The organism is Methylophaga sp. F7 (genome assembly GCF_056863975.1).
In genome coordinates this window covers 2,422,609-2,444,666 of the sequence record NZ_CM166511.1, presented here as the reverse complement: position 1 = coordinate 2,444,666, position 22,058 = coordinate 2,422,609, and the positions used below count along the sequence as shown (strand labels likewise).

Sequence of the window (22,058 nt, the reverse complement as noted above, 5' to 3'; positions counted from 1 at the left end):
ATTAAGCTTAGTAGCAGGTAAGTTAAATAACTAGCACTAACAGCAAATGAAATAATCACAACAGAGAAAAGTTGGGAGGGAAACGAACAAGCAATTCCTGCTGGATTATAAATACTCTTGGTTCAAATGCGTCAGGCAGCAGAAGACTGTTCTTCTCAAAACAAACTCAGAACCACGCCCAACACCAGCCAAATAACAGCAATTACACAAAGACTATTGATAATCGGTTGGCTACTACCTCCACCGTGATGGTGATGTTTGCTATCCTCATTTTGGCGTTTCCATTTCAATAACATCCATACTGAAGCCACTATGGATATGACATTGAGCCAGAACTGATAATTAAGCTGAAAATGATCGCGATCAGCTGGGGATGACCACTGGCTCTGATCCGGCAACGAGTTAAATAACTGCAGCCCATAATGCATCAGCAAGGAAGTGGCTATTAGGCAGGTAAATAGCATAAGCATAATGTACAGAGCCATTTTCCAGCCATAATATTGGGCATTAATACGCAGCACTGGCAACACAATTAAATCAGAGAAGATGAAGGCCATCACGCCAGCAAAAGCGACCCCTTCACCAAACAGAACTGCTGCCAAAGGAATATTGCCCATTGAGCCGATAAATGTAAAAAATGCGGCAACGGGTCCAACCATCGCCTGTTGCAATAAGGCCCAGAAACCCGGGTCGCTGGTACCGGCACCGATAAACAGCCACTCAAAAAAGCCGTTGGCGCAAAAGCGGAAATAATGCCGGCGACAGTAAAGCCAATCAGTACGTCTTTCCATACCATCTGCCATTCCATGGCATATTTCTGACTAATAGCGGACCAGATTTCTTTATCCAGAATACGTGACCACGGATGACCGTCGTTTTCATGGTCATGATCACTATTTGATTTTTTTTGCCGCGCTTTTTTGATTAATTCGGCCGGATTAGTCAGCTTTATGAATAGCCAGGCTAAAAGGATCAGAATAATTCCACCAATATATTCTCCGACCACAAACTGCCAGCCCAAAAACAGGGCGATAACAAAACCCAGCTCGATAACAAGATTGGTGGAAGCAAGCAGAAATGCTATAGAGGGGGCGAAATTGGCGCCTTTTTGAAACAAAGCACGGCTGGTTGCAAGTGCAGCAAAGCTACATGAGCTGGAGATAAAGCCAAATGCACTGCCCAGCGTCATAGATTTCAGACTATCATCACCCATTAATTTGCGCATTTCACTACGGGAGACCATGACCTGGATAATACTGCTGATAAGATAACCCAGCACAAATGCCCAAAGAGCCATCCAGAAAAATCCCAAGCTGGTGAGGGCGGCCTCGGACCATTTATCGAGCAAAGAATCCATCGCAATTCCTTTCAGCTGAAGTAATTAAAACCCTATCAGCCTTGAGAGATGAGGTAAACCTCCCCTTGCTCAGTGATTTCAATATTGAGCGGAGTCAGACTTTGCCCGCGACATGGACCGGAAATACAATAACCTTCTTCCAGCGTAAACAACGCGCCATGTGTTGAGCATTGAATATGTGTTTCTTCCAGCGAGAGAAATTTGTCTGGCTGCCAGTTCAAGGGGATGCCCAGATGTGGACAATGATTGAGATAGGCGCGGATATGTTTGCCCTGACGTAGCACGACAATATCGAGCTCATTTTCTGCTGCTAACGGGATCTGAAATCCATAGCTTTGATGGTCTTTCAGGTCTTTGGTATGGCAAACAAATTTTTTCATCATAATTAAACGAGATTTTCAAAACCATATTGTTGGCATTTTCGAGCAGCGAGTTCACTGGCAAATTGCAGACTATCCTGTAGCGAATTTTCCGCTACCAGACTGTGGATCATTCCGGCATTAAAGGTATCACCGGCACCCAAGGTATCAACAACGTGATCGATCTTGGTTGCTGGAATATACATAACTTTTCCATTGTGCCAGCCATAAGCACCTTCTGCACCCCAGGTAAGCGTTGCCTGATAGGTCACTGGCAGCGAAGCCAGCATATCCTCTGCAGATTGAAAACCTCTCGCCTCGGCATATTGGCTGGAGAAAAACAGCCAGTCAGCCCAATCAAATAAGCTCTCAATATCTTCGCGAGGTTTCTCTATTTCCAATGATATAGGCACATTTGGTGCCTTTTGCCGACAATATTTGAGTATTTTCTGTAATTCAGAAATATTACGGGCTTCAAAATGTAACCAGTCAAATTGTGATAAATCGATGTGCTGGAATGCGGCAAAACTCAATTCGGGACAATCTCGGTGATGCACAATCGTACGACTGCCAGTTTGCCGGTTTAACGTGATATAGGATGTTGGCATTTTGCCCTCATTCAATCGAGGGCAAAACTGTGTATTGATGTGATAGCGATTTAGATCGGCTTCGATAACCTGACCATCGGCCTCATTAATCAGTGTAGCAGCCAAATAACTTTGATGGCCCAGCTGACTTAACACGCAAAGGGTATTGCTGGCATTACCACCACGGCGAATGCTCTGTGATAAAGCCCGAACTTCTGCATCTTCTTCAGGATAGCTGGCAACTTCATTAATAATATCCAGCGTCGCAATGCCGGTGGCCAGAATGCGTGCCATCAGTAAAACAAATCAGATGTCGTCGAAAATGGCACCGACTGCATCAGTAATGGCATCAATATCGCCGGTACCTTTTATCGTGTGAAGTTTATTCTGTTGCTGATAGAAGCCGACTAATGGCGCCGTTTGTTCTTCATAGACTTTCAGGCGATTTTCGATAGTGGCTTCGTTATCGTCCTGCCGTTGAAATAATTCTCCACCACAATTATCACAGATACCTTCCTGCTTGGGTGGAGACAAATGTACATTAAAAATGGCGCCACAGTCCTTACAGGTACGGCGACCGGTTAAGCGTTGCATCAATTCATTAAAGGGTACATCTAGTAACACCACTCCCTGTAATGGTTGTCCCAGATCATCCAGCATCTGATCCAGTGCTTCGGCCTGAGCAATATTACGTGGAAAACCATCCAGAATATAACCATTCTTGGCATCATCATGTGTCAAACGTTCACGGATAAGTCCAATGACGATTTCATCAGAAACCAGTGCGCCGGCATCCATCGCAGATTTAGCCTTTTTACCCAAGTCAGAGCCGGCAGTGACCGCGGCACGAAGTAAATCCCCAGTTGAAATTTGTGGGATATTGAATTTTTTGGATAAAAATACGCCCTGAGTACCTTTACCGGAACCCGGTGCGCCAAGTAATACTGTTCTCATGTTTGCCTCTTGCTAGTTTGCTATTCGTTTAAATTAGATTTTTATAATAAGTTTGCTGCCAGATGATCTAATTGGATGGCCACTTTACGTAGCAATGCTGGAATTATTTCCGGCTGTAAACCCAATCTTTCCCAGGCCACAGGGTCCAGCGGAGGAACATGCTGATCACCGCTGTGTCCGAATGGAACTGAACTGACCATAACATCAGCGACGTGGACAATGCAGACTTCTGGCGCATAGCCTGAAGCAACCGGAGTGTGATGATGTCTGGCAACAAAACCAAGCGATTCCGGTAACCGCCATGCCTGAATTAACGCTTCTCCGGCCTCTGTGTGGTCAAAACCGAGCACCCGCTGTTCAGCCAGGTAAATGACTTCATGCCCGAATCTGGCGCTTTTTATTGCTTCGCCAGACAGTTCAGGTACTGATTGATACAGGACCAAACTGCCGATGTTATGTAACAAACCGGCAATCAGATATTGCTCACTTTGCTTATGGCCTGCTGCTTCAGCGAGTAATTTGGCACAGATGGCACAGGCCAGACTGTGTCGCCAGAAAGTGTTCATCTCTATCAGTGTTTTGGGGATGCCGGTAAAGGCATTAACCACCGATGTTGCCAGAACCAGATTGGTCAGTTCACGGGTACCAATAACAGTAATCGCACGGGAAATGGTATTTATCTGCGATGGAAAGCCATAGAAAGGGCTGTTAACGATCTTCAATAATCGTGTCGTCAATGCCGGATCGGTGTTAATGACTTTACTGATGTCATCAATGGCGCTGTCAGGATCGTGGATCAATTCATCAAGCCGGGCATAGGTACTGGGCGGTGAAACCAGTTCCAGCGATTTGTTAACTAATGATTGAGGTGTCAGAGCCATGCTTTATCCGTTTCATCAGGAGTCAGCTTGTCTATTGATGCCTCGGCAAACAGCATGGCTATTAAAGGATGATTCAGGTCTGCATAGCGGAATAATTCTTCGCGCTCGGCTAAGGCCTTGGTCTCTGATTCATTGAGATGGTTAGTTTCCATTAACGAAGATTCCAATATTGACTACTCAGCAGAATTTCACTGATTTTCACACCGAGGCTGCCGGCAAAGCGATCCAGATAGCTTGGGCGGGGTGTGTAATCGACAAGTTCTTCGGCGCCGACAATGTCTCTGGCAACGGTACTGCTATTGGCCAGTCCATCAATCAAACCTAATTCAAGCGCCTGCTCACCCGACCAGAACAATCCGGAGAAAATTTCAGCATTATCTTTTAAACGATCCCCTCGGCCGGTTTTGACGACATCAATAAACTGCTGGTGAATATTGTTGAGCATTTGATGGGCATGCTCAACATCTCTTTCTTTAAGTGGCATAAACGGATCGAGGAAAGCTTTATTTTCACCGGCTGTTAATGAACGTCGTTCCACGCCTACTTTATCCATTGCTTCGGTGAAACCAAAGCTATCCATACGAACGCCAATTGAACCAACAATACTGGCTTTATCGGCATAAATTTCATTGGCGGCCACGGCGATATAATATCCGCCTGAAGCGCAGACATCCTGAATGACAGCATAAACAGGGAAATCAGGGCGTGTTGCCCGCAAACGGGTGATTTCATCGTTGATGATTCCCGACTGAACCGGGCTGCCGCCAGGAGTATTCATGCGGAGGATTAATGCTTTGGCCTGTGGACTTTCGAAAGCTTCACGGATACCGGTGACAACCCGATCGGCACTGGCTTCCATATCCGGTGCAATAACACCACTCACATCAACTAATGCCGTATGTGGGCCTGATGGCAGATCACTCTCGCCAAAAGGCCTAGTCATCAGGAAGATAGCGACGAAATACAGTAATACCAGAAATTTGAACAGGTATCCCCAGCGGCGTGTTGCGCGCTGCTCTTTGATGGCAGCGAATGCAAGATCCTGCAGAATTTTGCGTTCCCACTGATCATTTTGCGGTGAAGTGTTCTGTGGATCTTGTTTGTGTTCTGGTGGAAAGTCGCCAAAAGTTGCCATTAGGTTTCATCCTGAACTATAAAGTTAGTGGGTCACATCATAATCAAAAGCGCACGTTGTTGCCATGCAACCAGTCATCCAACGCAAATAAGTCATCAACAATATGCAGTGGCTCGCAGGCCTGCAACCTTTCCAGAGCATGTGCCCCGTGTGTTACCGCAACACTTTTTGCTTTGGCATTATGGGCCATCAGCAAATCAAACTCGGTATCACCAATCATCATAGTGGCATCTGCTTCAACGCCACAGAAGCTTATTAATTCTTCAAGCATTTGCGGATGCGGTTTGGAATGACATTCATCAGCACAACGCGTTGCGGTAAATAAATCTGCTAAACCCGTGGCAGCGAGGACTTTGTCCAGACCGCGTCGTCCTTTACCGGTTGCCACACCGAGGAAAATATTCTGATTTGCCAGTTTGTGCAATAACTCGACAGCATTATCAAACATCGGCGACTCATGTGGATGATCCAGCCAGATTTCCCGATAAGCCATTGCCAGCCGCTGAATATCTGCATCGGTGCTGTGTGGATATAGGGTGCGGACGGCTTCTGGTAAACCCAAACCAATAATCTGACTGATTGCATTATCAGTTAATGGCGAGAGTTGCAGTTTATGAATGGCTTCGCGCATACAGAAAACGATATGGCTGGTGGAATCCATCAGGGTGCCATCCCAGTCAAAAACGATCATTTGATACTGACTCATCACTGCTTTTCCAATTGTTTTAAAACGTCTTTTAGCGTATCAGGCAGTTCTGCGTTAAAGGTTAATGGTTCATCGGTTATCGGGTGTTTGAGCGAAAGCTGCCAAGCATGCAGAAACATGCGTTTTAAACCAAATTGTCTGAGACGTTTGTTAAATTCACGATCGCCGTACTTTTCATCACCAGCTACCGGATGTGACTGGCTAGCGCTATGCACCCGGATCTGATGTGTACGTCCGGTGTAGAGTTTTGCAGCAACCAGCTGGCAGCCGGAAAACTCCTGTTTTACCTCAAATAAGGTTTTGGATTTTTTACCATTAATATCCGGCACCACCATGCGCTCGCCAGAGCTCAGCGAATTTTTTTGTAATGCCAAATCAACAATGTTTTCCTGTGCAGGCCACTTGCCTCTGGTTAAGGTAAGATAACGCTTATCGGTTTCAGAGTCTTTCATTTGCTGCTGCAGATTAAGTAGCGCGGTACGGCTTTTTGCCAGCACCAGACAACCTGAGGTGTCACGATCCAGGCGGTGTACCAATTCAACAAAGCGATTTTCAGGACGGATAATGCGCATGGCTTCAATGACGCCCAATTGGATCTGACTACCTGCATGAACCGCCAGACCTGCAGGTTTATTTATCACCAGTATGTCATCATCTTCCATGAGAATTGCGTTTTCAAGTGCATCGGTAAGTGAGTCGGATAACTCGGTAATAACAACTTTCTCACTGACCCTGAGCGGAGGAACCCTTACCTGATCACCAGCTTGTAGTCGATAGGTCTGTTTAATGCGACCTTTATTAACCCGAACCTCGCCTTTGCGCAAGGCACGATAAATCCGGCTTTTCGGAACGCCTTTTTCCAATGTAATCAAAAAATTATCAATACGTTGGCCTGCCTGATCGGCCCGAATATCGATAAATTGAACGCTTGGTGGTGCTGGTGGAGAATTCGCCATAAAATATTGTAAGGTTATTTCTTGCTGATGTGGTTGCGTACTGATATATTTTGCCGTTGGTCTGTACGTAAAATGAGGTCAGTATACCGGCTTTCTGGCGATGAGACCTAAGCAAACGTCGCTCCCCCTAGAAATGGGGTTGATGCGGCTAAGGACACGAAACGAATTTGAATACGCTGAACAGGGGTTCAGTGATGCAGGGCTCCGCATAAGGAGCTTGTTTTTAAGAATAAGATGGTTCCCACGTCTGGCTACAGCAAAACAAATAGCAAAAAATGTACAAGACAGGGCGACGAAGTAAATAATCAAACGTACTGTGACTAAAGAGAGTCACACGACGTTATGTAGCGTTGCAGAACCCTATTGCAGCCACAATGTGATGACATTGTATAAATGGACCAGTGATCTGTTGATTCGATACTGGCAGTGCCCAACTAGTTGATTATATTGCTGATAAAACGCCGTTCTGGATGTCCTGGGCAGGCTGATGCCGCCCGGCTTACTGACTGTATCTGACGCGTGGACCTCTAACTGAGGTTTATGAATGAAACGAATTTTAATTAACGCAACACACGAAGAAGAGTTGCGTGTTGCGATGGTCGATGGCCAGCGCTTGTTCGATCTAGATATCGATACTCCTTCCAGAGAACAGAAAAAAGGTAATATTTACAAAGGTAAAATCACTCGTGTAGAACCGAGTCTCGAAGCGGTTTTTGTTGAATACGGTTCTGAACGTCAAGGCTTTCTGCCACTTAAAGAAATCAGTAAAAGTTATTTCCGACAAAACAAGGATGACGGCGAAAACAACGGCCGAATCAATGTGCAGGATGTGCTTTCAGTTGGCCAGGAACTGGTCATTCAGATCGAAAAAGAAGAACGTGGTAACAAAGGCGCAGCCCTCACCACATTTATCAGCCTGGCCGGCCGTTATCTGGTTTTAATGCCTAATAGCCCACGTGCCGGTGGAATTTCACGCCGGATTGAAGGCGATGAACGTGCGGAGCTGCAAGAAGCCTTGCGCGATCTGGAAGTTCCTGATGGCATGGGCATGATTGTTCGCACTGCCGGCGTCGGAAAACAAACCGAAGAACTGCAGTGGGATCTTGAATACCTTGTCCAGCTTTGGACAGCTATTGATGTTGCCACCAAAGACCGTAATGCGCCATTTCTGGTGTATCAGGAAAGTAACATCATCATTCGTGCGTTACGTGACTATTTGCGTAAAGACATTGGTGAGATTCTGGTGGATTCTCCAGAAGTTTATCAAACTGGTTATGACTTCATGCGCATGGTCATGCCGCATGAATTGAGCAAATTCAAGCTCTACCAGGACAAAGTTCCGTTGTTTACCCGTTACCAGCTGGAAAGCCAGATCGAAAGCGCTTTCCGTCATGAAGTGCGACTGCCTTCCGGTGGCGCTCTGGTAATCGATCCCACTGAAGCGTTGATTTCAATTGACGTCAACTCGGCGCGTGCCAATAAGGGCGGCGATATCGAGGAAACGGCGCTGAATACCAATCTGGAAGCGGCTGAGGAAATTGCCCGTCAATTACGCTTGCGTGATTTGGGTGGACTGGTGGTTATCGACTTTATTGATATGGGACCTACCCGTAATCAACGTGAGGTGGAAAATCGTCTGCGTGACCATCTAAAATCAGATCGTGCTCGCGTTCAGATTGGCCGAATTTCACGGTTTGGTTTACTGGAAATGTCACGTCAGCGTTTACGGCCTGCTTTGGGAGATGCGCATCAGGAAGTCTGCCCGCGTTGTGCCGGTTTAGGCCATGTTCGTGGCGTAGAATCTTTAGGTTTAGCCGTATTAAGACTGGTTGAAGAAGAAGCGACAAAAGACAGCGTCAGCCAGCTGGTAATTCAATTACCGGTTTCTGTCGCAACTTTCATGCTGAATGAAAAACGTGCCCAGATTGATACGATTGAAAAACGTCATGGCGTGCGTTTGGTATTGATTCCTAATCCGCATCTGGAAACACCACATTACGATATCGAACGTATTAAAGATGGCAATGAAAAACAGACCAGCAGCCATCAGCTGATTACGACGCCTGAAATTGAAGCAACCGTAGTGTTAAAAGAAAAACCGGTTATGGAACAGCCTGCCGTTACCGGTATTGCCCCTATTGCTCCTGCACCGATTATTAAACCTGTAGCAGCGGCTGAACGTAAGCCAAGTCTGTTAAAACGACTGTTAGGTGTTTTAACCGGTGCTCCGGTAGAAGAACCAGATGTGAATAAACCCGCTTCTGTTGTTAAAGAGACTGATGTGGAAAAAGAAACCCGTAATCAAAATCGTCGTAGTCGAGGACGAAATAATACCAACCGACGTAATAATAATCGTCCCCGTCGGCCTGAAAATGCTGCCGGTGAAGAGGAGAAAAATATCAAACCAGCGGAAGCATCCACAAAAGTTGCCACCGCAGATGAGAAACCTGCAGTTGAGGTTGCGGGAGATGAAAAAGCGCGTAATCCCAATGCCAAACGTTCACGTCGGGGCGGACGTCGTCGTCGCGGACGTGGTGAAGGCGATGCCGCAGCGGCGGGAACAGTAGCGACTGAGAACTCTGAAACTTCTGAAAAAGTGGAACGTCCGGAAAAGGGCAATGCCATTCCGACACCTCCACCAGAAGTGAATGGTAATGCTATCCCTGAACCAGAACCGGAAATCAATGGCAATGCTATTCCAGTATCGACGGAGCCAGAAGTAGACGGCAACAAAATTCCGGCTAAATCTGCACCACGTCGTTCGCGTACCAGCACCGGAGCATCGACTAATAACCGTCGCCGCCGCGGAGCACCTGCGAAAGATAAAGAAAACCGTGAAACAAAAGAAGTAGAAAAAAATCCTGCTTCGGCTGATAATGAGACTCAGAAGGTTGAAAAACCAAAACCAGTTGAAAAACCAAAACCAACTGAAGAGAGTCCTAAAGCAGATGCCAAGGAATCATAAATTTAGCTGTGACGACTTGCTGAACCTTATTGGTCAGCAAGTCGTATACCATCATCAACGCTGTGAAATTATTGAGTTGCTGGATGGCTGTGAGCTGGTATTACAGGAGCTCAATCAGGACAGTAATATCCAGCCAACACAATACGGAGAAGGGCATCGTCCGGTTCCTGTGACCCATGTTTTACCGGTTTTTGACGGTGAAGGTGAGTTACATGCTGAATTAGTCTCAGCCGGTCTGGATCAATTACTGAGAGAGCAAGGCCTCTACGGCCAGTAAATCCTGCTCTGTATCTACCCCGTGTCCCGGATCAACCTGGGCTTCTGTCAAATGTATCCGATTGCCATGGTAAAGCGCTCGAAGCTGTTCCAGTGATTCAAATTGTTCTGGTGGTGCAGGTGGTAATTCATGATAACGATGCAAAAAATCTGCTCGATAGGCGTACATGCCAACATGCTTTAAATGCGGCATAGTGACGTTGTCGAGGGCCTGTTTGTTATTAAATTGCTCGCGTAACCATGGAATAGGAGCGCGGCTAAAATACATCGCATAACCTTTAGCATCCACCACCACTTTAACGATATTAGGATCAAATACCTGTTCAGCGTCTTCTAGCGGGCTGTAAAGCGTAGTAATGGCTGCTTCACGATGGTGGGCCAGATCCGCGGCCACCTGATTAATCAACACGGCCGGCAAACAGGGCTCATCTCCCTGAACATTCACTACTAAATCATCACCATGAAAAGCTCTTAACTGAGCCACTTCTGCCAAACGATCGGTGCCGGAAATATGATCATCCCGTGTCATGCAGACATCTGCACCAAAACTTTTTGCCGCCTCGGCAATACGCTGATCATCTGTTGCGATAATGACTTCACTGGCTTCACTTTCCAGGGCTCTTTCATAGACATGCTGAATCATCGGTTTTCCGACGATTTGACGTAAAGGCTTACCTGGCAGCCGGCTTGAAGCAAAGCGGGCCGGAATAATGATTTTAAATTGCATCAGTAGGTTTCTTCAGCCGTCAGTTCGCGTGCTTCATCAATTAACATTACCGGAATTTCATCACGAATGGGATACGCCACACGGCAGGCTTTACACACCAGTTCCTGGGATTGTTTCTGATATAAAACACTGCTCTTACAGACGGGGCAGGCGAGTATTTCCAATAAGGTTTTATCCATTTAAAGCTCTCTTAATTTTTTGTCGATTGCTGGCCCAAGTGATGGGCTGAGTTTAGCCTCCGCTGGCACATACCACATGTTTTCTGTGGCAAAGCCCTGACATTTTACCGCATCTTTTTCAGTCATCAGTATGGGATAGGCCTCTGCAAACCGAAAATCCGCTTCAGTATAGGCATGATGATCAGTAAATGCATGGGGAATGATGGTTAAACCGAGTTGTTGCAACTGGTCAAAAAAACGTTGCGGATGACCGATCCCGGCGATAGCATAAACAGGGGTTTCAGCAAATTCAGTTAATGCTGTGTGGCGGTTATTATTTTTTAACTGGATTGCCTGCTGGAGTTGCAGTTGCATGGTGAGCCGTTGTGAATCTGACTCACCATGAAAAATAGTAAAATCAACGGTTTCAAGGCGGGACAGTGGTTCACGCAATGGTCCCGCTGGTAAACATAATTGATTGCCCAGACCTCGTTTGGCATCAATAATAACGATTTCCATATCACGCTCTAGCCGGTAATGCTGCAGTCCATCGTCGGTGATAATCACATTACAGGAATTTTCCGCTAACAATTGTTGCCCCGCGGCTACCCGATCCGGTGCCACCACCACTGGACAGTGAGTGCGCTGATGAATTAACAAGGGCTCATCACCGACTTCGGCAGCCAAACTGTTCAGCTGAACGCTGCACGGATAATGATCTGCCTTGCCGCCATAACCACGACTGATAATGCCTGGTTGCCAGCCCTGATTCTGTAAGTATTGCGCCAGCCAGATCACAAAAGGGGTTTTACCACTGCCACCAACACTGATATTGCCCACTACAATGACGGGCACTGGAAGTGATAGTTGTTCGAACAGGCCTTTTCGGTATGCCTGACGTCTTAGACTGATAATGAGTCGATATAACCAGCTGACTGGACGTAACAGCAGTGAGACTAACGAGGGGCGATACCAGTTATTAGTTAGCCAATCCGTCTTCATTATTGTTGTTGAAACTGCAGTCGATGAAGTTCTGCGTAATGATCACCTTTACTGATCAATTGTTGATGAGTACCGGTTTCAACAATTCGCCCATCATGCATCACCACAATAAGATCGGCTTTTTCGATAGTGGATAATCGATGTGCTATAACCAATGTGGTTCGGCTTTGCATCAGATTTTCCAATGCTGACTGAATATGTCGTTCGGCTTCCGAATCCAGTGAGGCGGTGGCTTCATCAAGAATCAGAATGGGCGTGTCACGTAATAACGCCCGGGCAATAGCCAGTCGTTGTCGCTGTCCACCAGACAATAAGACACCATTCTGGCCGACTTCAGTCTGCAAGCCTTCCGGTAGTTTCTGAATGAATTCCCAGGCATGAGCTGCTTTGGCTGCCGCAATAATACGTTCTTCAGCCACAACTTCTTTTTGACCATAGGTAATATTATTGGCAATCGTATCGTTAAACAGAATAACCTGCTGATTAACCAGGGAAATCTGTTGACGTAAATCCAGCAACTTGAGATCGCTGATATCCGTTTCATCAATGAATATCTGACCTTCTGTAGGTGAATAAAATCGAGGTAACAGACTAACCAATGTGGTTTTTCCACTTCCGGAATGTCCTACAAATGCAATGGTTTGACCGGCTTTTACCTCAAAGCTGATATTGTCCAGAACCTTTCGTGAGTTTGGATTGTATTGAAAGCCCACCTGTTGAAAGCGAATATCGCCTCTGGCACGTTCCAGTTGCTTTGTACCGGTGTCTGCTTCCGGTTGTTGGTCCAGCATAGTAAATACACTATCGGCGGCTGCGATACCGGCCTGAAGTTTGGAATTGAGTTTAGTGAGGCGTTTTAGCGGTGTCAGGATCATAAACATCGCCGTGATAAACGAGATAAAGGTGCCCACGGTGATCTGCTCAAGCATTTGCGGCAGGGTGGCCAGATAAATCACCACAGCCAGTCCTAGCACGGCAATTAATTCGATAATGGGCTGACTGGTCGCTTCGGTAGCGATCTTTTTCATTCGTTGACGACGATTCAGCTGATTGACCTTATCAAAACGTTTGGCTTCATATTGTTGGCTGCCAAACGTTTTCACCTCACGGTGGCCTTCAATCACTTCACTGGAGGTATGGCTGACATCGCCCATTGAATCCTGAATGGTCTTACTGATGCGTCTGAAACGTGAACTGATTTTGTAGACCAGCAGGCCAATAAACGGCACCGTCAGTAAAATAATTAACGAAAGCAAGCCATTCAGATAAATCATCCAGGCAAGCAGGCCAACAATCGTCAAGGTGTCCCGAACTAATACCAGAATGGCGTCCGTCGCAGCATCAGCTACCTGCTCAACGTCATACAGTAGTTTGGACATCAGCTGCCCGGAAGTGCTTTTATCGTAAAAGCTGGCAGGTAATGTCAGCAAGCGATCAAACATTTCGGATCGCAAGGTCATGATCACATTACGGGCGATCCAGCCTAAACCATAGGTGGTTAGAAAGTTGGCGACACCACGAATCAGAAAAATAGCGATTAACGCAATGGGGATCCATTTAATAATAAACGGATCTTTTTCGACAAAACTGCCGTCCATTAACGGTTTCATCAAAGCAGCCATCGCGGTTTCACTGCCGGCATAAACCAGCATGGACAAAATAACGGCGCCAAACACCAGCCAATAGGGTTTTACATAAGTCAGCAGGCGCTTATACAGTTGGACAGCGCTCATTTCATTGGCTATTTGTTTCATGGAGTCTCAGCAGTTTTTTGGCGTGTTGCCAGTGTCAAACGGGTAAAACCAAGTAATTGCGCGGCATCCATCGCTGTAACGATATGTTGATATTCGGCATTGGCATCGGCGCTGATAATGATATGTGGATCAGCATTATCGCCTGCAGTGGTTTTCAGTAAATCCCTTAAGGCATCGCGGGTGGCAACGGCTATTGGTGTTTCATTAACCAACACTTCTCCATTTGCCCGGATAATAATGTCGATCGGTGTTTCCTCTTCCGTCAGTGCCTGACCGCTGGCTTCAGGTAAATCCACTTTTAAAGAACTTTCCCGAATAAAGCTGGTAGAGACCATAAAAAACAGCAGCAACAGAAACACCACATCAATCATCGGCGTCAGATTGACATCAGGCTCTTCAGAATTACGTGGCAACAATTTCATTGCGAACGTGCCTCATCAGGGTCAAACTCACGTTCGCCATGTAACATTTCAATTAACTGCATGGCTTGTTCTTCCATACTGACCACCAGTTGATTGATTTTCCCACGGAAATAACGATAGAAAATCACACTGGGAATGGCCACGACCAAACCGGCTGCAGTGGTCAGTAATGCTTCAGAAATACCGCCGGCCAGTGTTTCCGGGTTTCCGACACCTTCCAGCGTAATGACGGCAAAAACTTTAATCATGCCAATAACGGTACCCAACAAACCGATTAGGGGGGAGATCGCGGCAATAGTGCCTAAAGTATTCAGGTTGCGTTCCAGTAGCTGAGTTACATGGCGACCCGTATCCTCAATACTTTCTTTGGTAATTTCTCGAGAACTGTTGCGATTGATAAGACCTGCAGCGAGAATTTGACCAAGCGGAGAGTTTTTTTGCAGTGAGTTAATGCGATATTGATCAATTTGTTTGAATTGTAACCACTGCCAGATCTGAGTGATTAATTCAGGTGGTGCAATACGACGTTGTTGTAGACTCCAAAACCGCTCTGCAATAATTGCAATGGCAATTATCGAACAGCCAAGTAGCGGTAACATCAGCCAGCCACCTGCTTTAAATAGTTCCAGCATGCTCCATCCGTCCCAGTTAATGAAATGTTGCCATGATACGTGAAAACGCATTTATTCAGTAGCGTTACGCATCCATATTCTACGGTGTTGCTCCCGCCATCCAATGGGCATTAAATCGATTTGTTGGTCGAGTTTGATAGATAATGCACCTTGTTTACCCGTTTGAAATGTTTTGCTGCCAATATCCTGGTAACGGTAAACTACCTCTTCAGAAGGAAAGTTGTAGCGGTTTTGATGACCACTGGCGAATAAAACATAGCGTGGAGAAACCTGCCTGATAAACGTCGTAGAGGATGAGCTGCGGCTGCCATGGTGAGGTGCAATCAGAATATCGGCTTTGAGCTGCTGCTCATATTGTCTTATAAGTTTTATCTCGGCTTTTCGCTCAATATCGCCCGTCAATAAAACCGTACCATATGGACCGCTGATTTTAAGTACGCAGGATAAATCATTACGGCTACCGGTTTGATCTTTATCAGGATGTAAAACGTCAAACCGGACCTGATCCCACTGCCATGACTGGCCATCTCTGCAGAATTCACTGCCAGCTAATTTATCAGGATCACTGCTTAGAATCTGTTTAGTGGGATAGCTTGATAAAACGGCACTTGCTCCGCCAATATGATCGTTATCTGCATGACTTATCATCAGCATATCGAGTTGCTTGATACCTTGATATCGAAGATAAGGCACTACCACTGCAGCACCGGTATCAAAATTACCAAAAGCCGGACCGGTGTCAAAAACCAATGTATGATTTTCAGTTTGCACTACGGCTGACAAGCCTTGTCCCACATCGAGTAACGTAAACCAGATTTCACCGCTTTCTGGTTTATTTGGCAGATAATAAAAAAGTGGCAATAACATAACAGCACCCAGCCAGCGTAAAGGCCAACCCCGTGGGGCAAGTATTATCAGCGTGCCAATGATTGATATGGCGAGCAGCTCAACGGGAAACACAGGTGTTTGCCAGACAGAAAAGGGTGATTGTGCCAGCCACTCCAGATACCACCACAATTTGGATAACAACCATTCTGTAAGTTGCAGCAGCCATTCAGCCAATCGCAGATCAAAGCTTAACAACAGCATGGAAATTAACAACAGCGGAACAACCAGGAAACTGATCACCGGCACCGCAAGCAGGTTAGCTAACGGTGCAATCAACGAGGTTTCCTGAAAAAACAGTAAAAGTAATGGCGTCAGACCTATTGCAATCCATAGATGAATATGCAGCCAGAGCCATTTTCTGGCCGGTTGTCGATATTGTGCTATATACAAAATGCAGGCAACAGCAGCAAATGAAAGCCAGAAACCTGCTGCCAGAACCGCAAATGGATCCAGCATCAGAATCAATATCAAGCTCAGACTCAGCACATGCAGCGGATCAGTACGACGTTTTATAAAGATACTGAGCATCACCACGCTGACCATTACTAATGCACGCTGAGTCGGGATGGATAATCCGGCCAGCAAGGCATAGAACAAAGCCAGTAAAAATCCGCCAACAGCACCGGCCTGCCTGTCGCTTAATGTTAATAAATGACGACTGCGTATTCGCCAGAGCAGTTTGGCAATAAAAAATCCCAGTGCTGCAGCGAGTCCTATATGCAATCCGGAGATTGCCAGTAAATGGCTGGTACCAGTTTGTCGTAAAGTATCCCATTGGCTTGTTTGCATATTGTCACGGTTACCAACAGCCAGCCCTTGAACTAACGCCAGCGAAGGACTTTGCTTTAAGACGTCGGACATTTTATCTATTAACTGCGCGCGCCAATGATTAACCGATAGCAAATTTGCTGAATGTAATTTTTGATTATGATCAGATTCCCGTATATATCCGGTAGCCCCGATCTGTTGCTGAAACAACCATGCTTCGTAATCAAACCCACCCGGGTTGGACATACCATGTGGGGCTTTCAAGCGAACAGAGAACTGCCATTTTTCACCGGATTGGGGGAGGTTGGGAGGAGGGAAATACCAACTCAAGCGAATCTTATCGGGCAACTTTAAATCGTTATTTTCAGGTTTGAATTCAAAACGGATTCGTTGATCGTTATGATGTGGTAAGGAAGTAATGAAACCTGACACCACAATATCCTGTCTCTCAAGTGTAGGATCAAGCTGATCATCTATTCTGAGCTGAGCCTGGAAGCTTGCCCATACTACCGCCACAACAAACCACATAACGGTCCATTGAGACCGCCGCCAGACAATAATCATCAAGGGGATTAAAGTGAGCAGCCAATATGGAGAGAGCAGCTGGGGCAACCATGCCACCAGTAAACAGCCCGACAAAAATGCAATGGCAGGTTTAATCATATATCCCTATAATGACCGCCGTTTATCAGCAATACTGAGACGTAATGCCTCGTAAGTTCCTAAAACGAATCATGCCAGATCATGTCACCATGCGCGAGCATAAGCATATGCGGCGTTTTGGCGAAAAGATCATGGCGCCGGAATTGTGGCATCTTAACCGCAGATCAGTATCTGCGGCGGTGGCGATAGGGGTTTTCTTTGCCTTTATACCGATGCCCGGACAAATGCTGGTGGCGGGTCTGCTGGCTATCTGGTTACGGGTAAACCTGCCTATTGCCGTGATGTGTGTATGGATAACCAATCCATTGACCATGGCGCCAATTTACTTTTTCACTTATAAAGTCGGCGCTATCCTGCTGGATGTGCCACTGCGCACGCATGAATTTGCTTTCAGTCTGGAATGGTTGTGGCAGGAGATAGGATTTATCTGGCAACCATTATTACTCGGTTCGGTAATCTGCGGCGCGCTGGCTGCGTTAGCGGGTGTGATTATTGTTCGATTAATCTGGCGTCTGGTCGTGATCAACAGTTGGTTAAAACGCTACCAGCGCCAAAATTCAGCTAAACGAAAAGATAAATAAATCAATTTTGTAATTTGCCATCAATCAACGTTAATTGCTGATCCATTCTGGCAGCAAGTTGTCTGTCATGCGTTACGATGACCAGTGCTGTACCCAGTTCCGTATTCAATTTCATAATCAAATCAAAAATACCTTCAGCAGTCTGGTGATCCAGATTTCCGGTAGGTTCATCAGCCAACAGGCAGGCAGGTTTGGTAATTAATGCGCGAGCCAGTGCCGCACGCTGACGTTCACCACCCGATAATTCGCTGGGTTTATGATGTGCCCGGTGACCCAGTCCTACCTGTTGTAACAGTTCAACGGCCTGTTGTTTGGCTGCCTTGGGATGCATGCCGCCAATAACCAGTGGCATAGCAACGTTTTCTTCTGCCGTGAACTCAGGTAGTAAATGATGAAACTGGTAAACAAAGCCTAATGATTGATTGCGTAATTTACTGAGATCATTGACTGAAAGTTTGCTGATATCCTGACCCAATACCTCAATTTTTCCGTCAGTTGGACCGTCCAGTCCGCCAAGCAGGTGCAATAGCGTACTTTTACCGGAACCTGAACTGCCGACTATCGCAATACGGTCACCAGCAAGCACTTGCAGATTAATATCCTGTAATACTGGGGTTTCCAGATTACCGTCTTTATAGCGCTTTACCAGTTTTTCGCAGCGAATTACCGTGTTATCAGTCATAACGTAAAGCCTCAGCCGGTTTAACCTGAGCGGCACGCCAGGAAGGATAGATAGTCGAAAGAATGGATAAAACAAAGGCAGTAATACCAATCACCGTGACATCGTTCCAATGCAAATCGGAAGGCAGGTCACTGATGTAATACACTTCTGCTGGCAGGAACTGGTAGCCTAAAATGGTTTCTATCCAGGCGATAATGTTAGAGACATTCAACGCCAGAATGACCCCACCTATCACCCCCAGAATTGTGCCAATGAGACCGATAACAATACCCTGCACCATGAAAATCCCCATGATGCCGCGCGGTGACATGCCCAGCGTCCTCAAAATGGCAATATCTGCATATTTATCGGTTACCATCATTACCAGCGTTGAAACGATGTTAAATGCCGCAACGGCCACAATCAGCATCAGAATGACAAACATCACGGTTTTTTCGGTTTTTAAGGCACGGAAAAAGTTAGCATGCTGGTAAGTCCAGTCAGCTGCGCGATATTCTGCAGGCAGGGTTTGTAAAAGCTCTCGGGTAATTCTTGGAGCCTGATAGACATCGTCTAGTTGCAATCGCAGGCCCGTTACTTTGCCGGGTATGCGGAATAAATTAGCGGCATCCTCAATATTCATGATGGCTAACGCACTGTCATATTCATACATGCCGATTTCAAAAACACCTGATACGGTCAAACGTTTCAGTCTGGGAATAACCCCGGCAGGGGTTGGGGTAACGTGTGGTGTGATCACCGTGATTTTATCGCCGGTGCCCACGCCCATGGTAATGGCTAAATCCTTACCCAGAATAATGCCGTAACTGCCCGGTTGCAGTGAGTCAAAGCGACCCTGAATGATTTTGTCACCAATACTGGAAACCTTAGGCTCCAAAGCGGGATCAACCCCACGGATTTGGGTGCCTCGAACCCGGCTACCCTGATTCAGCATTGCCTGGCCTTCAACAAAAGGAGCAGTATTTATAACTCTTGGGAAGCCTTCGATAAGTACCTCGGCCTTTTCCCAGTCAGCCAGTGTGCCATCCGAGCCGGTGACAAAAGCATGTGATGTCATACCGAGAATGCGTTCGCGTAATTCCTTTTCAAAACCATTCATTACCGATAACACGGTAATCAATGCGGCCACACCGAGCGCGACGCCCAGCATAGAGGTCATCGAGATGAATGAAATAAAATGATTACGCCGTTTAGCCCGGGTATAACGGGCGCCGATATAGACACTTAGAGGTCTGAACATATATTCGCTCTGGCAAAAAGCCCGCTATTACAGCGGGCTAGTGCATATTATTTTGGGTTGACGGTTTGGGTACCGTTTTCGGTGCCTAGTAACAACACGTCCGCAGGACGCATCGCAAACAAGCCGTTAGTCACTACGCCAACGATATCGTTCAGTGTTTTTTCCAGTTTGATAGGTTCCATAATATCCAGACCATGCACATCCAGAATGACATTATGGTTATCGGTGATCACGCCTTCACGATAAACTGGCTGACCGCCCAGTTTAACGATTTCACGGGCGACATAGCTACGCGCCATCGGGATCACTTCAACCGGTAACGGGAATTTGCCCAGCACATCAACCAGTTTGGTTGCGTCAGCAATACAGACAAATTTATCAGCCACTGCTGCAATAATTTTTTCGCGGGTTAATGCACCGCCACCACCTTTAACCAGTTGCAGATTGTGGTTTGATTCATCTGCACCATCTACATATACCGCGACTTCTTTAACCTCGTTTAAATCAAAAACATGAATGCCGTAATCCTTGAGCCGTTGGGTGGAAGCATTTGAACTGGATACAGCACCTTCAATACGACCTTTAATGGTAGCTAACGCATCAATAAAGTGATTAACGGTAGAGCCGGTGCCAACACCTACGACACCATCAGTGGTAATGTATTCCAAAGCCGACCACGCAGCTTGTTTCTTCATTTCATCAGCAGTCATTGCGATTCCTTGTTAATTTGAATGGCTTGATTTTATCCGGCTAATTATAGAGATAAATGATGGTCAATGGTAACGTAGTCATCTTTGTTAACCTAACAGACTGAATCTGGAACACCATGCTCACAGGCTATGTAGAAAAAATCCTTAAAGCGCGCGTCTACGATGTCGCTATCGAAACCCCTTTGGATTTGATGCCAAGATTATCCAAGCGGCTGAATAATCAGATTCTGATTAAACGCGAAGACTTGCAGTCGGTTTTTTCCTTTAAATTGCGTGGTGCCTATAACAGGATGAGCCACTTAACCGATGCTGAGCGAAAGCAGGGGGTGGTCGCCGCTTCAGCAGGTAATCATGCGCAAGGTGTTGCGCTGGCCGCCAGCAAAATGGGTATTTCCGCCATCATTGTTATGCCGATAACTACGCCACCAATCAAAGTGGAAGCGGTACGTATGTTGGGTGCTGACATTACTTTGCATGGTAATAGTTACGATGAAGCGTTTGATTATGCCAAGCAAGTTTCTGCTGATGAGGGACGGGTGTTTATCCATCCTTATGATGATCCTCTGGTGATAGCCGGACAGGGCACCATTGCGATGGAAATCATGCGCCAGCATCCCGATCCAGTTTATGCAGTATTTATTCCGGTAGGTGGCGGCGGTTTGCTAGGCGGAATGGCGGCTTATATAAAAGCCATCTGGCCTGAAATCAAAATTATTGCAGTTGAACCTGCCGATGCTGCGAGTCTCAAAGCCGCTCTGGATGCCGGTGAAAGAGTCAAACTGGATCAGGTAGGGTTGTTTGCCGATGGAACTGCGGTCAGACAGGTTGGTGAAGAGCCATTCCGGATTGCACAAAAAACGGTTGATCATGTGGTGACGGTGGAGACCGATGAAATCTGTGCTGCGATAATGGATGTGTTTGATGATACCCGCTCAATTGCCGAGCCTTCAGGGGCGTTATCGATTGCCGGTGCCAAAAAATATATTCAGCAAAATGGTTTGTATGACAAAACCATGGTGGTTATCAACAGCGGCGCAAATATGAATTTTGATCGGCTCCGGCATGTGGCAGAACGGGCTGAAATTGGGGAACGCCGGGAAGTATTGTTTGCCGCAACCATTGACGAGCAGCCGGGTAGTTTCCAACGCTTCTGCAAGACTTTGGCGGAACGCGGAATAACCGAGTTTAATTATCGATATGCTGATAAACAGCAGGCACAGGTGTTTGTTGGGGTGCGGATGTCTGGTCGTGAAGAAGAACGACAGATTCTCTTTGAAAACCTGACTCAAGCGGGCTACCAGTGGATCGATTTTAGCGATAATGAAATGGCGAAATTACATGTTCGTTATATGGTTGGTGGCCATGCACCTCAAGCTGAAAATGAACGTCTGATTCGTTTTGAATTTCCGGAACGACCGGGGGCCTTGTTACGTTTTCTGACACATATCGGTCAGCGCTGGAATATCAGCCTGTTTCATTATCGTAATCATGGAGCAGCGTATGGCCGGGTGCTGGTTGGGATTCAGGTAGCACCTGAATTCAATGAAGAATTTCAGGCGTTCCTGGATAATCTTGGCTATGTCCACTGGTTGGAAACCGACAACCCGGCCTACGATTTGTTTTTAAAGTAAGCCTAGGGCTTGTTTATCTTTCAG

The 22,058-nt window shown here is 46.4% G+C and carries 24 protein-coding genes; 4 read left to right on the top strand and 20 right to left on the bottom strand.

From position 1 onward, the window contains the following. Positions 1-155: 155 nt before the first annotated feature. Genes AC08OG_RS12275 through rluC form a run of 10 tightly spaced genes read right to left on the bottom strand, consistent with a single transcriptional unit; the run spans position 156 to position 6,935 of the window. Positions 156-617: a permease gene (locus AC08OG_RS12275; protein ID WP_482929631.1), complete on the bottom strand. Its 462-nt coding sequence runs from the start codon at positions 615-617 to the stop codon at positions 156-158. After that, a complete protein-coding gene (locus tag AC08OG_RS12270) occupies positions 557-1,357 on the bottom strand; it encodes a permease (protein ID WP_482929630.1) in 801 nt (266 codons plus the stop codon). The genes AC08OG_RS12275 and AC08OG_RS12270 overlap by 61 nt, the downstream gene beginning before the upstream one ends. 35 nt (positions 1,358-1,392) lie before the next feature. Further along, positions 1,393-1,740 carry a Rieske (2Fe-2S) protein gene (locus AC08OG_RS12265; protein WP_292400166.1) on the bottom strand — a complete coding sequence of 116 codons (348 nt, stop codon included), beginning with the start codon at positions 1,738-1,740 and terminating at the stop codon, positions 1,393-1,395. Positions 1,741-1,742: 2 nt separating this feature from the next. Continuing rightward, a complete protein-coding gene (locus AC08OG_RS12260; protein ID WP_482929629.1) occupies positions 1,743-2,597 on the bottom strand; it encodes a PfkB family carbohydrate kinase in 855 nt (284 codons plus the stop codon). A gap of 12 nt (positions 2,598-2,609) precedes the next feature. Next, positions 2,610-3,257: an adenylate kinase gene (locus tag AC08OG_RS12255; RefSeq protein WP_292353624.1), complete on the bottom strand. Its 648-nt coding sequence runs from the start codon at positions 3,255-3,257 to the stop codon at positions 2,610-2,612. 41 nt (positions 3,258-3,298) lie between these two features. After that, positions 3,299-4,138: an HDOD domain-containing protein gene (locus tag AC08OG_RS12250; RefSeq protein WP_292353625.1), complete on the bottom strand. Its 840-nt coding sequence runs from the start codon at positions 4,136-4,138 to the stop codon at positions 3,299-3,301. After that, positions 4,129-4,290: a hypothetical protein gene (locus AC08OG_RS12245; RefSeq protein ID WP_292353626.1), complete on the bottom strand. Its 162-nt coding sequence runs from the start codon at positions 4,288-4,290 to the stop codon at positions 4,129-4,131. Before AC08OG_RS12245 ends, AC08OG_RS12250 begins: the two co-directional genes overlap by 10 nt. Further along, positions 4,290-5,273, bottom strand: coding sequence for a S49 family peptidase (locus tag AC08OG_RS12240; protein WP_482929628.1), 984 nt, complete (start codon positions 5,271-5,273; stop codon positions 4,290-4,292). Before AC08OG_RS12240 ends, AC08OG_RS12245 begins: the two co-directional genes overlap by 1 nt. A gap of 43 nt (positions 5,274-5,316) precedes the next feature. Further along, on the bottom strand, positions 5,317-5,979 hold the full coding sequence (locus tag AC08OG_RS12235) for an HAD-IA family hydrolase (RefSeq protein WP_292353628.1): 663 nt from the start codon (positions 5,977-5,979) through the stop codon (positions 5,317-5,319). Further along, positions 5,979-6,935, bottom strand: a complete 957-nt coding sequence (gene rluC / locus AC08OG_RS12230) for a 23S rRNA pseudouridine(955/2504/2580) synthase RluC (protein ID WP_292353629.1) — start codon at positions 6,933-6,935, stop codon at positions 5,979-5,981. The genes AC08OG_RS12235 and rluC overlap by 1 nt, the downstream gene beginning before the upstream one ends. Positions 6,936-7,479: 544 nt before the next feature. Between rluC and AC08OG_RS12225 the strand changes: the two genes are divergently transcribed. Together AC08OG_RS12225 and AC08OG_RS12220 are read left to right on the top strand one after the other, a co-directional pair. After that, positions 7,480-9,900: an Rne/Rng family ribonuclease gene (locus AC08OG_RS12225; protein WP_292353630.1), complete on the top strand. Its 2,421-nt coding sequence runs from the start codon at positions 7,480-7,482 to the stop codon at positions 9,898-9,900. Positions 9,901-9,916: 16 nt separating this feature from the next. Then, a complete protein-coding gene (locus tag AC08OG_RS12220) occupies positions 9,917-10,177 on the top strand; it encodes a hypothetical protein (RefSeq protein WP_014708114.1) in 261 nt (86 codons plus the stop codon). Here AC08OG_RS12220 and kdsB read toward each other — a convergent pair. From kdsB to AC08OG_RS12185, 7 genes are read right to left on the bottom strand one after another with little or no spacing between them, the layout of a single operon-like run. Further along, positions 10,145-10,903 carry a 3-deoxy-manno-octulosonate cytidylyltransferase gene (gene kdsB / locus AC08OG_RS12215; RefSeq protein WP_439503966.1) on the bottom strand — a complete coding sequence of 253 codons (759 nt, stop codon included), beginning with the start codon at positions 10,901-10,903 and terminating at the stop codon, positions 10,145-10,147. The two genes, AC08OG_RS12220 and kdsB, sit on opposite strands and share 33 nt — an antisense overlap. Then, the gene (locus AC08OG_RS12210) at positions 10,903-11,082 is read right to left on the bottom strand and encodes a Trm112 family protein (RefSeq protein ID WP_292353632.1); all 180 of its coding nucleotides are present in this window, start codon (positions 11,080-11,082) and stop codon (positions 10,903-10,905) included. Before AC08OG_RS12210 ends, kdsB begins: the two co-directional genes overlap by 1 nt. Further along, positions 11,083-12,063 (bottom strand): tetraacyldisaccharide 4'-kinase, encoded by a 981-nt coding sequence (gene lpxK / locus AC08OG_RS12205; RefSeq protein WP_482929627.1) that lies wholly within the window; start codon positions 12,061-12,063, stop codon positions 11,083-11,085. It lies immediately after the preceding gene. After that, positions 12,063-13,817, bottom strand: a complete 1,755-nt coding sequence (gene msbA / locus AC08OG_RS12200) for a lipid A export permease/ATP-binding protein MsbA (protein WP_292353634.1) — start codon at positions 13,815-13,817, stop codon at positions 12,063-12,065. The genes lpxK and msbA overlap by 1 nt, the downstream gene beginning before the upstream one ends. Next, positions 13,814-14,239 carry an ExbD/TolR family protein gene (locus tag AC08OG_RS12195; protein WP_292353635.1) on the bottom strand — a complete coding sequence of 142 codons (426 nt, stop codon included), beginning with the start codon at positions 14,237-14,239 and terminating at the stop codon, positions 13,814-13,816. The genes msbA and AC08OG_RS12195 overlap by 4 nt, the downstream gene beginning before the upstream one ends. Continuing rightward, positions 14,236-14,871: a MotA/TolQ/ExbB proton channel family protein gene (locus tag AC08OG_RS12190; protein WP_014708108.1), complete on the bottom strand. Its 636-nt coding sequence runs from the start codon at positions 14,869-14,871 to the stop codon at positions 14,236-14,238. The genes AC08OG_RS12195 and AC08OG_RS12190 overlap by 4 nt, the downstream gene beginning before the upstream one ends. 51 nt (positions 14,872-14,922) lie before the next feature. Beyond that, positions 14,923-17,190, bottom strand: coding sequence for a DNA internalization-related competence protein ComEC/Rec2 (locus AC08OG_RS12185; protein ID WP_482929626.1), 2,268 nt, complete (start codon positions 17,188-17,190; stop codon positions 14,923-14,925). Between the two features lie 44 nt (positions 17,191-17,234). On the opposite strand from AC08OG_RS12185, the gene AC08OG_RS12180 reads away from it, so the two are divergent. After that, positions 17,235-17,771, top strand: a complete 537-nt coding sequence (locus AC08OG_RS12180) for a DUF2062 domain-containing protein (RefSeq protein ID WP_292353637.1) — start codon at positions 17,235-17,237, stop codon at positions 17,769-17,771. A 1-nt stretch (position 17,772) separates the two neighbouring features. Here the strand turns inward: AC08OG_RS12180 and lolD are convergent, their stop codons facing one another. From lolD to rpiA, 3 genes are read right to left on the bottom strand one after another with little or no spacing between them, the layout of a single operon-like run. Beyond that, entirely contained in the window at positions 17,773-18,453 is a 681-nt protein-coding gene (gene lolD, locus AC08OG_RS12175; RefSeq protein WP_482929625.1) for a lipoprotein-releasing ABC transporter ATP-binding protein LolD, read from the bottom strand. Beyond that, positions 18,446-19,693: a lipoprotein-releasing ABC transporter permease subunit gene (locus AC08OG_RS12170; protein ID WP_482929624.1), complete on the bottom strand. Its 1,248-nt coding sequence runs from the start codon at positions 19,691-19,693 to the stop codon at positions 18,446-18,448. Before AC08OG_RS12170 ends, lolD begins: the two co-directional genes overlap by 8 nt. A gap of 47 nt (positions 19,694-19,740) precedes the next feature. Further along, positions 19,741-20,403, bottom strand: a complete 663-nt coding sequence (gene rpiA, locus AC08OG_RS12165; RefSeq protein ID WP_292353640.1) for a ribose-5-phosphate isomerase RpiA — start codon at positions 20,401-20,403, stop codon at positions 19,741-19,743. A 116-nt stretch (positions 20,404-20,519) separates the two neighbouring features. Here rpiA and ilvA point away from each other — a divergent pair, with 116 nt between their 5' ends. Next, on the top strand, positions 20,520-22,034 hold the full coding sequence (gene ilvA, locus AC08OG_RS12160) for a threonine ammonia-lyase, biosynthetic (protein ID WP_292353641.1): 1,515 nt from the start codon (positions 20,520-20,522) through the stop codon (positions 22,032-22,034). Positions 22,035-22,058: the final 24 nt, after the last annotated feature.

Bases quoted from the DNA above. Each gene is read 5' to 3' on its own strand.
- AC08OG_RS12240 (WP_482929628.1), bottom strand. From the start codon at position 5,273: ATGGCAACTTTTGGCGACTTTCCACCAGAACACAAACAAGATCCACAG.
- lolD (WP_482929625.1), bottom strand. From the start codon at position 18,453: ATGACTGATAACACGGTAATTCGCTGCGAAAAACTGGTAAAGCGCTAT.
- AC08OG_RS12270 (WP_482929630.1), bottom strand. From the start codon at position 1,357: ATGGATTCTTTGCTCGATAAATGGTCCGAGGCCGCCCTCACCAGCTTG.
- kdsB (WP_439503966.1), bottom strand. From the start codon at position 10,903: ATGCAATTTAAAATCATTATTCCGGCCCGCTTTGCTTCAAGCCGGCTG.
- AC08OG_RS12190 (WP_014708108.1), bottom strand. From the start codon at position 14,871: ATGCTGGAACTATTTAAAGCAGGTGGCTGGCTGATGTTACCGCTACTT.
- rpiA (WP_292353640.1), bottom strand. From the start codon at position 20,403: ATGACTGCTGATGAAATGAAGAAACAAGCTGCGTGGTCGGCTTTGGAA.
- AC08OG_RS12210 (WP_292353632.1), bottom strand. From the start codon at position 11,082: ATGGATAAAACCTTATTGGAAATACTCGCCTGCCCCGTCTGTAAGAGC.
- lpxK (WP_482929627.1), bottom strand. From the start codon at position 12,063: ATGAAGACGGATTGGCTAACTAATAACTGGTATCGCCCCTCGTTAGTC.
- AC08OG_RS12185 (WP_482929626.1), bottom strand. From the start codon at position 17,190: ATGATTAAACCTGCCATTGCATTTTTGTCGGGCTGTTTACTGGTGGCA.
- AC08OG_RS12245 (WP_292353626.1), bottom strand. From the start codon at position 4,290: ATGGAAACTAACCATCTCAATGAATCAGAGACCAAGGCCTTAGCCGAG.
- AC08OG_RS12170 (WP_482929624.1), bottom strand. From the start codon at position 19,693: ATGTTCAGACCTCTAAGTGTCTATATCGGCGCCCGTTATACCCGGGCT.
- AC08OG_RS12225 (WP_292353630.1), top strand. From the start codon at position 7,480: ATGAAACGAATTTTAATTAACGCAACACACGAAGAAGAGTTGCGTGTT.
- msbA (WP_292353634.1), bottom strand. From the start codon at position 13,817: ATGAAACAAATAGCCAATGAAATGAGCGCTGTCCAACTGTATAAGCGC.
- AC08OG_RS12260 (WP_482929629.1), bottom strand. From the start codon at position 2,597: ATGGCACGCATTCTGGCCACCGGCATTGCGACGCTGGATATTATTAAT.
- ilvA (WP_292353641.1), top strand. From the start codon at position 20,520: ATGCTCACAGGCTATGTAGAAAAAATCCTTAAAGCGCGCGTCTACGAT.
- rluC (WP_292353629.1), bottom strand. From the start codon at position 6,935: ATGGCGAATTCTCCACCAGCACCACCAAGCGTTCAATTTATCGATATT.
- AC08OG_RS12255 (WP_292353624.1), bottom strand. From the start codon at position 3,257: ATGAGAACAGTATTACTTGGCGCACCGGGTTCCGGTAAAGGTACTCAG.
- AC08OG_RS12250 (WP_292353625.1), bottom strand. From the start codon at position 4,138: ATGGCTCTGACACCTCAATCATTAGTTAACAAATCGCTGGAACTGGTT.
- AC08OG_RS12265 (WP_292400166.1), bottom strand. From the start codon at position 1,740: ATGATGAAAAAATTTGTTTGCCATACCAAAGACCTGAAAGACCATCAA.
- AC08OG_RS12195 (WP_292353635.1), bottom strand. From the start codon at position 14,239: ATGAAATTGTTGCCACGTAATTCTGAAGAGCCTGATGTCAATCTGACG.
- AC08OG_RS12180 (WP_292353637.1), top strand. From the start codon at position 17,235: ATGCCTCGTAAGTTCCTAAAACGAATCATGCCAGATCATGTCACCATG.
- AC08OG_RS12235 (WP_292353628.1), bottom strand. From the start codon at position 5,979: ATGAGTCAGTATCAAATGATCGTTTTTGACTGGGATGGCACCCTGATG.
- AC08OG_RS12275 (WP_482929631.1), bottom strand. From the start codon at position 617: ATGGGCAATATTCCTTTGGCAGCAGTTCTGTTTGGTGAAGGGGTCGCT.